The following is an 11408-nucleotide window of genomic DNA, read 5'->3' as shown; positions in this document are numbered from 1 at the left end:
CGCCTGACCGGACCCAGCCGCTTCGGGACGGCTCTCGCCTCCCCGACCAGCCCCAGCCTCGCCCCGGCGAGCCTCAGCCGCCCGGTCAAAGCCAGCCGCCGCGTGACCCGCTTCAGCATCCCGACCGAAGCCAGCCGCCTCGCGACCCGCTTCAGCATCCCGACCAGAGCCAACCCTCTCGCGGCCCGCTTCAGCCGCCCGACCTGAGCCAGCCATCTCGATGGCTGCCTGAGCGATCCGCCCAGGCTCGAAGGCATCCGCACCTGGCCGAGCATCCGGCCCACCGGCACCGGCCTCCCGGCCAGCTCCCTCGGATTCCGCGCCCGGTCCGGCACCGTCCGCGCGAACCTCAGCGCTGTCCGCGCCGACCCCGCCCGCCTCGTCATCCGCGTCGTGCCGCTCGGCCAGAAAGCTCTCCAGCACCCGCACGAGCAACGGATACGGCCCGTCCTCCGACGCGACGTCGCCGAACCAGGCCCGCGCCTGCCGCTGCACGTCCACCACGTCGACGAACGCGTTGCGCTGCCACATCGCCCGCTCTTCCGCCCACTGCAGCGCCTGCCCGGTGACGTACCCGTCGAGCAGCCGGGCGTACCCGAGCGCCGACGAGAGGTCCTGACCCAGCCGGTCGAACGTCGCCAGCACGAACTCGGTCCGCCTGCTCGCATTCGGCCCTGCCGGAGGCCGCTGGTGCACGAGCCGCGCGTACCACGGGTGCCGTTTCGTCATCGCCCACGTGTCGACCGCGACGGACGTCAGCTCACCCCGCCAGTCCTCGCCCGGGACCTCCGGGGTGGGCACCTCGCTGTTTGCCAGGTCCAGCATCAGGTCCACCAGACCGTCTTTGCTGTGCACGTATCGGTACAGCGACATCGGCGTGGACGCGCCCAGTTCCTTCGCCACTGCCCGCATCGTGAGCGCTTCCGCGCCGCCGTGGTCGGCCAGACGCACGGCCGCGTGGACGATGTCGACCCGTCCGAGGCCCCATCCGCGCTCCGGCGGCTCAGGCAACAGCCAGATCGGCGGCGTCGGCCCTTGATCTCCCATTCATCTCCCTGTCTCCAGCCCGCTTGCGTACATAGTACATCGTCATGTACAACGTACACAAGATGTACAACGTACACGACCCTGGGGGTTGCGAAATGACTGCTCGAATTCCTGTTCTGATCTGCGGCGGAGGGATCGCCGGACTCACCGCGGCGCTGCTGCTGCATCGCGAGGGAGTAGCGCCGGTACTGGTGGAGAAGCACGCCGGCACCTCCCCACAGCCGAAAGCGCGCCGGTTCAACCCGCGCAGCACTGAGGTGTTCCGCCTTCTCGGCCTCATGGACGAGGTCGAGAAGGCCAGCGCACCGCTCGCGTCGTTCACCGGAATGCTCGTCGGCACGACGCTGGCCGATGCGACCTGGCCCGAGAGCACCGAGACCTTGCGAGAACGGCTGAGCCAGCACGCGAAAATGCCGGACCTGAGCCCAGCGCCAAGCGTGCTGTGCCCGCAGGACGTGCTGGAACCGGTGTTGCGGCAGGCCGCCGTCGAGCGCGGCGTGTCGGTCCGGTTCGGCACCGAACTGGTGTCGTTCGAGCAGGGCGACGCCGGGATCACCGCCGAACTGCGTCCGGCCGACGGCGAGCCCTACCAGGTCAGCGCCGACTATCTGATCGCGGCGGACGGCGCGCGCAGTCCGATCCGCACCGCGCTCGGCATCCCGCGCAGCGGGCTCGGGCACCTGGCCGACAACCTCGACGTATGTTTCCGCGCCGATCTCGCCGACCTCGTCCGGGACAAACCGTTCAACCTGTGCCGGATCGAAAACCCGGCGGCTTCCGGCGCGTTCGTCTCGGTCAACGGCACCGACCGGTGGCTCTTCTCCACCTCCGACTTCCCCGGCTCGGAATCGCTGAGCGAGGACGGCTGGCGCGAGCTGCTGCGCACCGTCGTCGGCGTGCCCGATCTCGAGGTCGAAGTGCTGAGCCGGATGCACTGGGAGTCAGGGATGCACGTAGCCGACCGGTTCTCCTCAGGCCGGGTCTTCCTGGCCGGCGACGCCGCGCACGCGATGCCTCCGATGGCTGCCGCCGGCGCGAATACCGCGATCGCCGACGTGGCCAACCTCGCTTGGAAGCTCGCCGCGGTGCTGGCCGGCACGGCGACGCCCGCCCTGCTCGACACCTACCACGCCGAGCGGTACCCGATCGGGTACGCGACCGCGGAGTTCTCCAGCATGGCCAGCGGTCATCTCGGCACCATGATCGCCACGATCACCAGCGACGACGCGCCGCGCATCGACCCGCTCGCCGCACTGTTCGGCGTGCAATACGAACACGGTGCCTTCATCCCGGACGGACGCGATCCCGCACCGGAAGACCGGTACGGCCCGGCCGGTCGTCCAGGCACCCGGGTGCCCCATGCCTGGCTCGACGCCACAACGTCCACAGTGGACCTAGCGGGCCCCGGCCTCGTCTTGCTCACCGGACCGGACAACGCCCGCTGGACCGCCGAAGCCGACCGTCTCGGCCTCCGCCTCGTTCCGGTATCGGACGAAGCGTGGCTGGCCGAGACAGAACTCCCTGCCGACGGCGCGCTGCTGCTCCGGCCGGACGCTGTCGTCGGCTGGCATTCCACGTCGGAGGTCCCGCTTGCCGACGCCCTGACCCGCCTGCTCAACACTCCCGTGGAGGCGACCGTGTGATCACTTCGACGGTGCCCGGGTTCGCCCGCCCCGCGCGCTGGATCTGCCCCGCATTCGACGCAAGAGAGGAGCCTTGATCGGACACATCTGAAAGCGCGGACCCCCGGTGCCGGTACCTGCCAGCCCGCTTCGGCACCGACCGGGTTGCGATCCGCTGCTGCCTCTTCTGCTCAGGTTGAGCCGCGCCACCGTGCCAGCCCGCACCTACCGCTGCCCATGTCTGAAGGAGGCTGCATCCGCTGACGCCAACGACAGCGAGGATTGCGGCCGTCCGCGCCGCCGGGAAGTCAAAGAGTCGCGGCCGATGTCGCGGAGAGAGGACCGGAGCGGCGATCGGCCCACGCCGGACGCGCTACTGGGTCACGCTGCTCGCCACCGGAGCGCTGCTATCGGAGCACTCACCGTCCGCGTGCTCGTCACCGGAGCACTCGCCATTGGGGTGCTCGTCACCGGAGCACTCCCCGTCGCGGTGTTCGTCACCGGCGTACTCGCCATCGGAGCGCTTGCCCCCGGCGTGCTTGTCAGGAGCAGCGGCATCTCAGTCCGCAAGAAACCATTCGCAGCCTGCGCCAAGAGGAGGCCCGCCAACAACCTGCACCCCCGTCCACCGGCCCTCCGCGGTCGGCACTTCGAACGGCTTGCACCAGCGAGCGCTCGCATCCGCAACCGTTCGCAGCTGCCGCCGTCGCGTCAGGTGACCTGCGCTCGCAGTCTCGCCGCGAGCGTTCCGAGCAGAAGGCGGACGCGTCACGCCCGTGGCGAGCAACCGTCACGTCACGCAGCCGATGTCGGCCGCTGGCGCGTCGAGCAACCCGCGTCAACAGCCGTCGCGCCGAGCGGCCGGAAAACACCGTCCACACAACGCACAACGCCCTACTAAAGACCGAACCACGACCCCGTCAGGAGGCAAGAAACCGATGACGACCCTGCTCACTCGAACCGGGACGGGTCTCCCGCCCCATGCCGCACGACCTCCGCCTCTCCGGAGGAGAAGTCGATCACCGTGGTGGGTTCCACGCCGCAGTCGCCGGAGTCGATCACGGCGTCCAGGACGTGGTCGAGTTCTTCCTTGATCTCCCAGCCCTGGGTGAGGGGCTCGCCGGAATCGGGCAGCAGCAGCGTGCTCGACAGGATCGGCTCGCCCAGTTCGCCGAGCAGTTCCTGGGTCACCACGTGGTCGGGGATCCGCACGCCGACAGTCTTCTTCTTGGCGTGCAGCAGCCGCCGCGGGACTTCCTTCGTCGCCGGGAGGATGAACGTGTACGCGCCGGGGGTGCTGGCCTTGATGGCCCGGAACACCGCGTTGTCGATGTGCACGAACTGGCCGAGCTGGGCGAAGTCCTGGCAGACGAGCGTGAAGTGGTGCCGGTGGTCGAGTTTGCGGATGGTGCGGATCCGTTCCATCCCCTGCTGGTTGCCGATGCGGCAGCCGAGCGCGAAGCACGAGTCGGTCGGGTAGGCGATGAGCCCGTCGTCGCGCAGCAGGTCGACCACCTGGGCGAGCGCGCGGCGCTGCGGGTTCTGCGGGTGCACGTCGAAGTAACGGGCCATTGCCCGAGCTTAGGCGTGGCCGCCGGGCCGGGCGCGCGGGCTCTCCGGAGGGCGGGCACAGTGACGGGCGAGGAGGTACGTCCGTGCATGCTCTCTGGTCCACCGGCGAACAGTGGGAACTGCTGCCGCCGGTGCTGCTCGCCCTGCTGCTGAGCACGGTGATCGGCATCGAGCGCGAGGTCGGCAACAAACAGGCCGGCCTGCGCACGCACACGCTGGTCGGCGTCGGGTCGGCGGTGTTCATGCTGGTGTCGAAATACGGCTTCGCGGATTTGCTCGGCATCGAGCACGTGGCGCTCGACCCGTCGCGGATCGCGGCGCAGATCGTGTCCGGCATCGGGTTCGTCGGCGGCGGCCTGATCTTCGTGCGCCGCGACGCGGTGCGCGGACTCACGACCGCGGCGACCGTCTGGCTCGCCGCGGCCGTCGGAGTCGCGTGCGGCGCCGGGCTGCCGGTGCTGGGCGTCGCGACGACTGCCGGACTCGTCGTGATCACTCGCGGATTCCCGCCTCTTTCCCGGTTCGTCGCGCGCCATCGGCGGCAGCCGCCGATCCTCCGGTTGAGCTATGCCGACGGACACGGCGTATTGCGCGCCGTGCTCGCGACGTGCACCGACCGGGGCTGGGCAGTCCACCGGGTGGCGGTCGACCGCGAAACAGTTTCCGAAGAGGGACAACGGATCGCGGTCGTCACCTTGCTGTTGCAAGGGCGCGGCGATCTTCCCGAACTCACCGCGGAACTGGCCGAATTGCCCGGTGTTCGCAGCACCGCGACGGGAACCGAAGATCCGCTCGAAGATTGACCCGCCCCGGCCTCCCACGGATCGCCGGACTTCAGGCACACTGGAGGCAGTGCGGAAACCCCGGTGCGGCAAGAAAAACGAGCGCCGAGGAGAAACCATCCAAATGGGAGGTGAGAGCATGGCCCCCGGCGGTGGCAAGGATCTGATGTCCGTCCGGCCGTCCTTCGACTCGGCTTGGCGCGGCTATCAGCGCGGCCAGGTCGAAGAATTCGTGACGTGGGTCGAGGCGGAATTCCGTCGCCTCGCCGCGGAACGCGACGCCGCGGCACAACAGGCGGCCGAACTCGCCGAGCGCAATCGCGAACTGCGCGCGACGGTCGACCGGATCAGTCGCACCCCCATCGCACCGGACGCCTTGCAGGAACGCTCCCGCCGGATGGTCGAGCTGACGCGCGAGGAAGCCGCGGAGATCACCGCCCGCGCCGAAGACACCGCCGCGCGGATCATCGCCGACGCCAAGGCGGAAGCCGTCCGCCTCACCGAAAAGGAACGCGCGCTCGTCGAAGCCGTCTCCGCGGATCGCGAGCAACAACGGCGAGAACACGAAGATCTGCTGCGCCGCGCGGTCAACGAACGCAAGGCCGCGGACGAGGCGGCAGCCAAGGAACGCCGACGGCTCGAGGAACACCTCACACGCACGTTGGCCGACCGCCGCACCGACGCACTACGCGAAATCGCCGACCGCACCGCCGCCGCCCGCGCCGAAGCAGACGCGCACGTCCGCCAAGCGACCGACCACGCCACCCGAATCGTCGCCGACGCCGAACAACGGGTCGCCGAACTCTCCGCAGTCCAGCAACGAGTCAAGGCCGCACTGCGCGGTGCCCGCGAACTGCTGGCCACCGCGAACGCCGACCTCGCGCCGGACGGTACGCCCGTGCCGAATCAACGACGCACGTCCGCCTTGACCGAAGTCGCCGAGGCCGCCCCGACCGGCTGAGCACCGGCCCCGGATCCGCCGGGGGAATGCTTGGCGGCTTGGCGGCCGCGAACACCGACCTCACGCTGGACGGCACCCGTGTGCCGAGCCAACCCGCACTCACCGCCGAGCACCGGCTCCAGGTACACCGGGGCACGCTCACCGGGCGGCCGCTGCGAATGCCAACCTCACGCTAGGCGGCACCCCTGCGCCAAGCCACAGTCGCCGCCGGGCATCGGCCCCGGGCCACGCCGGTGACAATGCCCACCGATCAGCCACTGCGACCACGAACCTCACACGGGCGGCAGTCCCTGTGCCCAACCTGGACTCACCGCCGGGCCTTGGCCCCGGGCACGCCGGTGACATGCCCACCGGTCAGCCACTGCGACCACGCACCTCATACTGGGCGACAGCCTCTGTGCCCAACCTGGACTCACCGCCGGGCACCGGCTCCCGGTACACCGGGCGCATGCTGGCCGGTCGGCCACTACGAACGCGAGCCTCGCACTAGGCGGCACACCTGTGCCAAGCTGCAGTCGCCGCTGAGCACCGGCCTCGGGCACGCCGGTGGCATACCCGCCGGTCAGGCACCACGAGCGCCAGCCTCACGCCGGACGGCGGCCGCCTGTGCAAACCAACCCGCGTCCACTGCTGAGCACCGCCCCCGGGCACGCCGAGTCGCATACTCACCAGTCAGCCAGTGCGAACGTCAACTTCCCGCTGGGCTGCCACCCTCGCTCACCGCTGGGCACCAGGCACGGGCACACCGAATGACATGCTCGCCAGTCGGCCACTGCGCGCGCCAACCTGCGCCCTAAGGGCACCCCTGGACCGGACCAGCGCTGTGCCTCCGCTCGCACCCAGGTCGCCCCGACTCGTCGAGTATCGGTCCCCCAACTGGGCGGGGAGAGTCGACAGTGCACCACCGCAGCCACCGGCTTCACGCCGGTTGGCACTGCTGGTCGGACCAGCGCCATACGTTCGCACTCGCCTAAGTGATCGAGGCCACCCCCAATTCGCCGAGCACCAGCCCGAATACGCCGGGCTGGCATACTCGGCACTCGGCCACCACGGGCGTCGACCTCGCTCCGGACCGCACCCTGGACCGAACCAACGGCGGAAGTCGCCGGGGTCACCTCCATAGGTTGAACACCGGCCCCGGATACGCCGGGTGGGTATACTCGACGATGAACCGACGGGGATGCCGAGAAAAAGGGACGATGTGCGATGACCGGCTACGGCAGTGAACGAGAGGCCTACCTCAAGCGCCTTCGCCGGATCGAGGGCCAGATCCGCGGCCTGCAGCGCATGGTCGAGGAAGACAAATACTGCATCGACATCCTGACCCAGGTGTCCGCGGCGACGAAGGCATTGCAGTCCTTCTCGCTGGAACTGCTCGACGAGCACCTGGCGACCTGCGTCGTCCAGGCCGCTGCCGCGGGTGGCGAGGAAGCGGACCTGAAGGTGCGCGAGGCCTCCGACGCGATCGCCCGGCTGGTTCGTTCCTGAGACGGCTCCCGGCTGGTTTCGCAGCGCGGCGGTGTCGGTAGTCCGGCAGTCCTCTCTATGGTCTTACTGGGAGAACGCGCCCGCGATGGCCGCTGCGAGCGGAGAAGAAGCAACTCATGCGCGCGGTGTGTGGACGTGGCCGCCCGGGGCGATTGACCGCTTGATGCGGTGAGTCCCGGCTGATTCCATAGCACGCGGCTTCCGGTGGGCTCGGCGCACGAATGTTCGGTTCTCAGCTCCCAGTCCAGGGGCAGGCCCAGTACCGCAGTGATCACGCGGCAAACCGTAATGCCGCCCCAGAGCGGGCCGCTTCCACTCCACCAGCGAACGCAGGACGGGCCAGCGCCGGGAAGTCCCGCCACTGGCCCGTCCTCAGGCGAATCAAGCAGCCCGAAACCGCCGCAACCGGAGGCTGTTCGACACCACGAACACCGACGAGAACGCCATCGCGGCACCCGCGATCATGGGGTTGAGCAGGCCGAACGCCGCCAGCGGCAGTGCCGCGACGTTGTAGGCGAACGCCCAGAACAGGTTCCCCTTGATCGTGCCGAGCGTGCGCCTGGCCAGACGGATCGCGTCGACTGCTGCGCGCAGGTCTCCTCGGACCAGGGTCAGGTCTCCGGCTTCGATCGCGGCGTCCGTGCCGGTGCCCATGGCCAGTCCGAGGTCGGCTTGGGCGAGTGCGGCCGCGTCGTTGACGCCGTCACCGACCATGGCCACCACTCGGCCTTCGTCCTGCAGTCGCTTCACCACGGCGACTTTCTCCTCGGGCAGCACTTCGGCGACGACCTCGGTGATGCCTGCGGCGTCCGCGATCGCTCGCGCTGCTCCTGCGTTGTCGCCGGTCAGCAGCACCGGCTTCAGACCCAGTGCACGCAGTTCGGCGACGGCCTGCGCTGACGTCGGCTTGATCGTGTCCGCGACCACCAGCACACCTCGTGCCACGCCATCCCAGGCGACGAACACTGCCGTCGCGCCTTGCTCTTCCCCGGCGGCTTTCGCCTCGGCGAGCCGGTCGTCGATCTTGACGCTCCAGTCCGCCAGGAATGCCGCTCGTCCGGCGAGGACAGCTGCACCCTCCACGAGGCCGGAGACGCCGAGTCCTTCGGTGTTCCGGAACTCCGTTGCCGACGGGAGGTCGCCGATTCGCTGGCGAGCACCGTCTGCGATTGCTTTCGCGATCGGGTGCTCCGAAGCGTGTTCGACCGCCCCGGCGTAGCGGAGGAGTTCGCGTTCCGTGACGCCTTCCCCGACGTGGACGTCCACCAGGCTCATTCGCCCGGTCGTGACGGTCCCGGTCTTGTCGAGCACCACGGTGTCGACGCGGCGAGTGGATTCGAGCACCTCCGGACCCTTGATGAGGATCCCGAGCTGCGCGCCGCGACCGGTGCCGACCAGGAGGGCGGTTGGGGTCGCGAGGCCCAGTGCGCAGGGGCAGGCGATGATCAGCACCGCTACCGCGGCGGTGAATGCCTCGGTGACGTTTCCGCTGGTCAGCAACCAGGTCACGAGCGTGCCCAGGGCCAGGACCAGCACGATCGGCACGAACACCGCCGAGACGCGGTCGGCCAGTCGCTGCACCGCGGCTTTGCCGTTCTGCGCTTCCTCGACGAGCCGGGCCATCTGCGCGAGTTGCGTGTCCGCACCGACCCGGGTCGCCCGCACCGTGATTCGGCCGCCGACGTTCACTGTCGCTCCGGTCACGCCGTCACCCACCGCGACCTCGACCGGCACGGATTCCCCGGTGATCATGCTGACGTCGACTGCTGAGCCACCGTCGGTAACCACGCCGTCCGTGGCGATCTTCTCGCCGGGCCGCACCACGAACGTGTCACCGACCCGCAACTGGTCGACCGGGATCCGCTGCTCGCGACCGTCGCGCAGGACCGTCACGTCCTTCGCGCCGAGTTCGAGCAGGGCCCGGAGCGCGGCACCGGAGCGACGCTTTGACCGAGCTTCGAAATAGCGGCCGGCGAGGATGAACGTGGTGACGCCCGCCGCGACCTCGAGATAGATGTTGTCGGTTCCCGATCCCCCGGACACGCTGAACTCGAAGCCGTGCCGCAAGCCCGGCATCCCCGCCATCCCGAAGAACAGCGCGTACAGCGACCACAGCGTGGCGGCCGAGACGCCGAGCGAGATCAGCGTGTCCATCGTCGCCGCGCCGTGCCGGAAGTTGGTCCACGCGGCGCGGTGGAACGGCCATGCTCCCCAGACCACGACCGGCGCGGCGAGCGTGAGCGACAGCCACTGCCAGTTCGTGAACTGCAGCGCGGGGACCATCGCCAGGATGATCACCGGAACCGTCAGGATCGCCGAGTACAGGAGCCGGTCGCGCAACGGTCGCGTCTCGTCCTGCTCGGGCTCCTCCGGCTTCTCCGGTTGTGGCGCTTGCGCGGTGTAACCAGTCGCTTCGACGACGCCCACCAGGTCGTCGACCGAAACGGTGGAGGGGTATTCGACGTGCGCCTTCTCGGTCGCGTAGTTGACGCTCGCGGAGACGCCCTCGACCTTGTTGAGCTTCCGCTCGACCCGAGCAGCGCACGACGCGCAGGTCATCCCGCCGATGGCGAGTTCGACCGACTGCGCGGGGGCTGGAGTCGTGGTGCTCATGTCACTCCTTTTTACGCGACGACCTGGTAGCCGGCCTCAGCGACGGCAGCCTCGACGGCTTCGCGCGAGATCGGCTCTGCACTGGTGACCTTCACGGCGCCGGTGGCGAGGTCGACGTCGACCGCCTGCACGCCGGTCAGGCCGCCTACCTCCTCTTTCACCGATCCGACGCAGTGCCCGCACGTCATGCCCTCGACGGTGTAAGTCGTTTCGGTCATCGCCACACTCCCTATCGTGCTCTCGCTGATGACTCCTTTATACCCCTAGGGGGTAGCAGTACGCCAGGGGACCCTCTCGTGAACCGGGTTACCCGCCGGGAGAGACTGCACGGATGCGGAAGATCTACGCGATCGGGATCGGCGCCGGCGACCCGGAACACCTCACGGTGCAGGCAGTCGACCGACTCAATCGCGTCGACGTGTTCTTCGTGCTCGACAAGGGCAGCGCGAAAGCCGACCTGGTGCAGCTGCGCCAGGAGATACTGGAGCGGTTCGTGAGCCGGCCGGGGTATCGCGTGGTGAGCGCGAAGGACCCGGACCGCGACCGGACGCCCGCGGACTACCGCACCGCGGTCGCCGACTGGCACCAGCTCCGCACCGACGTCTACGAGCAGCTGATCCGCGACGAGCTGGCCGACGGCGAGACTGGCGCGTTTCTCGCCTGGGGCGACCCGGCGCTGTACGACAGCACCATCGCGTTGATCGAGGCCGTGCTGGCGCGCGGGAATGTGGCGTTCGACTACGAGGTCGTGCCGGGGATCAGCAGCATTTCCGCACTGGTGGCGCGGCATCGGACGACGATGAACCAGATCGGCCGGGCCGTGCAGCTGACGACGGGCCGCCGGTTGGCTGATGGCTGGCCAAGTGACGCTGATGACGTCTTCGTGCTGCTCGACGCGCACACCACGTTTGATCAGTACGCGGGCCAAGGGTTGTGGATCTATTGGGGCGCCTACGTCGGGACGCCGGACGAGATTTTGCTGTCCGGTCCGCTGGAGGACGAGTTGGCGGCGAAGATCCGGGAGACGCGGGCCGCGGCTCGGGAGCGGCACGGGTGGATCATGGACACGTACCTGCTGCGCCGGCCGGAGTGAGGTCGGCGGGCCGTCTTTTCGGCTCACTGTTTTTGGGCACGAAAAAAAGGGGCGGGGCTCCGGGAAAACCTTTTCAGGTTCTCGACCGGGCCCCGCCCCTTCTTTCTCAAAGTAAGTTCGGCGGTGTCCTACTCTCCCACAACCCTTCGGTTGCAGTACCATCGGCGCAGTCAGGCTTAGCTTCCGGGTTCGGAATGGGACCGGGCGTTTCCCTGACGCTAAAACCACCG

General features: G+C 69.0%; 9 protein-coding genes and 1 rRNA gene. 5 read left to right on the top strand and 5 right to left on the bottom strand.

Translation table 11 applies throughout. The features are described from left to right. On the bottom strand, window positions 1-1047 hold a 1047-nt coding region (locus tag D0D37_RS44065; protein ID WP_162834782.1), incomplete at its 3' end, for a TetR/AcrR family transcriptional regulator. Between the two features lie 95 nt (window positions 1048-1142). On the opposite strand from D0D37_RS44065, the gene D0D37_RS44060 reads away from it, so the two are divergent. Further along, window positions 1143-2690, top strand: a complete 1548-nt coding sequence (locus tag D0D37_RS44060) for an FAD-dependent monooxygenase (RefSeq protein WP_116206506.1) — start codon at window positions 1143-1145, stop codon at window positions 2688-2690. A 930-nt stretch (window positions 2691-3620) separates the two neighbouring features. On the opposite strand, the gene D0D37_RS44055 is transcribed toward D0D37_RS44060, so the two are convergent. After that, on the bottom strand, window positions 3621-4241 hold the full coding sequence (locus tag D0D37_RS44055) for an L-threonylcarbamoyladenylate synthase (RefSeq protein ID WP_116206505.1): 621 nt from the start codon (window positions 4239-4241) through the stop codon (window positions 3621-3623). An 83-nt stretch (window positions 4242-4324) separates the two neighbouring features. Here D0D37_RS44055 and D0D37_RS44050 point away from each other — a divergent pair, with 83 nt between their 5' ends. The 3 genes from D0D37_RS44050 to D0D37_RS44040 all read left to right on the top strand — a co-directional run bounded on the left by D0D37_RS44050 (window position 4325) and on the right by D0D37_RS44040 (window position 7472). Beyond that, window positions 4325-5044, top strand: a complete 720-nt coding sequence (locus D0D37_RS44050; RefSeq protein WP_116206504.1) for an MgtC/SapB family protein — start codon at window positions 4325-4327, stop codon at window positions 5042-5044. Window positions 5045-5162: 118 nt separating this feature from the next. Continuing rightward, window positions 5163-5984: a DivIVA domain-containing protein gene (locus tag D0D37_RS44045; protein ID WP_116206503.1), complete on the top strand. Its 822-nt coding sequence runs from the start codon at window positions 5163-5165 to the stop codon at window positions 5982-5984. 1206 nt (window positions 5985-7190) lie between these two features. Then, a complete protein-coding gene (locus D0D37_RS44040; protein ID WP_009081418.1) occupies window positions 7191-7472 on the top strand; it encodes a metal-sensitive transcriptional regulator in 282 nt (93 codons plus the stop codon). Between the two features lie 381 nt (window positions 7473-7853). Here D0D37_RS44040 and D0D37_RS44035 read toward each other — a convergent pair whose 3' ends face one another. Next, window positions 7854-10085 (bottom strand): heavy metal translocating P-type ATPase, encoded by a 2232-nt coding sequence (locus tag D0D37_RS44035; protein WP_116206502.1) that lies wholly within the window; start codon window positions 10083-10085, stop codon window positions 7854-7856. An 11-nt stretch (window positions 10086-10096) separates the two neighbouring features. Further along, a complete protein-coding gene (locus tag D0D37_RS44030) occupies window positions 10097-10303 on the bottom strand; it encodes a heavy-metal-associated domain-containing protein (RefSeq protein WP_116206501.1) in 207 nt (68 codons plus the stop codon). Window positions 10304-10416: 113 nt separating this feature from the next. Here D0D37_RS44030 and cobF point away from each other — a divergent pair, with 113 nt between their 5' ends. Further along, on the top strand, window positions 10417-11178 hold the full coding sequence (gene cobF / locus D0D37_RS44025) for a precorrin-6A synthase (deacetylating) (protein ID WP_116206500.1): 762 nt from the start codon (window positions 10417-10419) through the stop codon (window positions 11176-11178). Between the two features lie 115 nt (window positions 11179-11293). Here cobF and rrf read toward each other — a convergent pair. Then, window positions 11294-11408: ribosomal RNA gene (gene rrf, locus D0D37_RS44020) — 5S ribosomal RNA — on the bottom strand; the annotation flags it as partial.

The organism is Amycolatopsis circi (assembly GCF_003385235.1).
In the GTDB taxonomy this organism is placed as follows: Bacteria; Actinomycetota; Actinomycetes; order Mycobacteriales; family Pseudonocardiaceae; genus Amycolatopsis; species Amycolatopsis circi.
The sequence above is the reverse complement of the archived record's forward strand: the minus strand, read 5'-3'. Positions and strand labels throughout refer to the sequence as shown.

What these genes read in the sequence shown, in the direction of transcription:
- D0D37_RS44060 (WP_116206506.1), top strand. Translation starts at nt 1,143, where the DNA reads ATGACTGCTCGAATTCCTGTTCTGATCTGCGGCGGAGGGATCGCCGGA.
- D0D37_RS44055 (WP_116206505.1), bottom strand. Translation starts at nt 4,241, where the DNA reads ATGGCCCGTTACTTCGACGTGCACCCGCAGAACCCGCAGCGCCGCGCG.
- D0D37_RS44045 (WP_116206503.1), top strand. Translation starts at nt 5,163, where the DNA reads ATGGCCCCCGGCGGTGGCAAGGATCTGATGTCCGTCCGGCCGTCCTTC.
- D0D37_RS44040 (WP_009081418.1), top strand. Translation starts at nt 7,191, where the DNA reads ATGACCGGCTACGGCAGTGAACGAGAGGCCTACCTCAAGCGCCTTCGC.
- D0D37_RS44035 (WP_116206502.1), bottom strand. Translation starts at nt 10,085, where the DNA reads ATGAGCACCACGACTCCAGCCCCCGCGCAGTCGGTCGAACTCGCCATC.
- D0D37_RS44030 (WP_116206501.1), bottom strand. Translation starts at nt 10,303, where the DNA reads ATGACCGAAACGACTTACACCGTCGAGGGCATGACGTGCGGGCACTGC.
- cobF (WP_116206500.1), top strand. Translation starts at nt 10,417, where the DNA reads ATGCGGAAGATCTACGCGATCGGGATCGGCGCCGGCGACCCGGAACAC.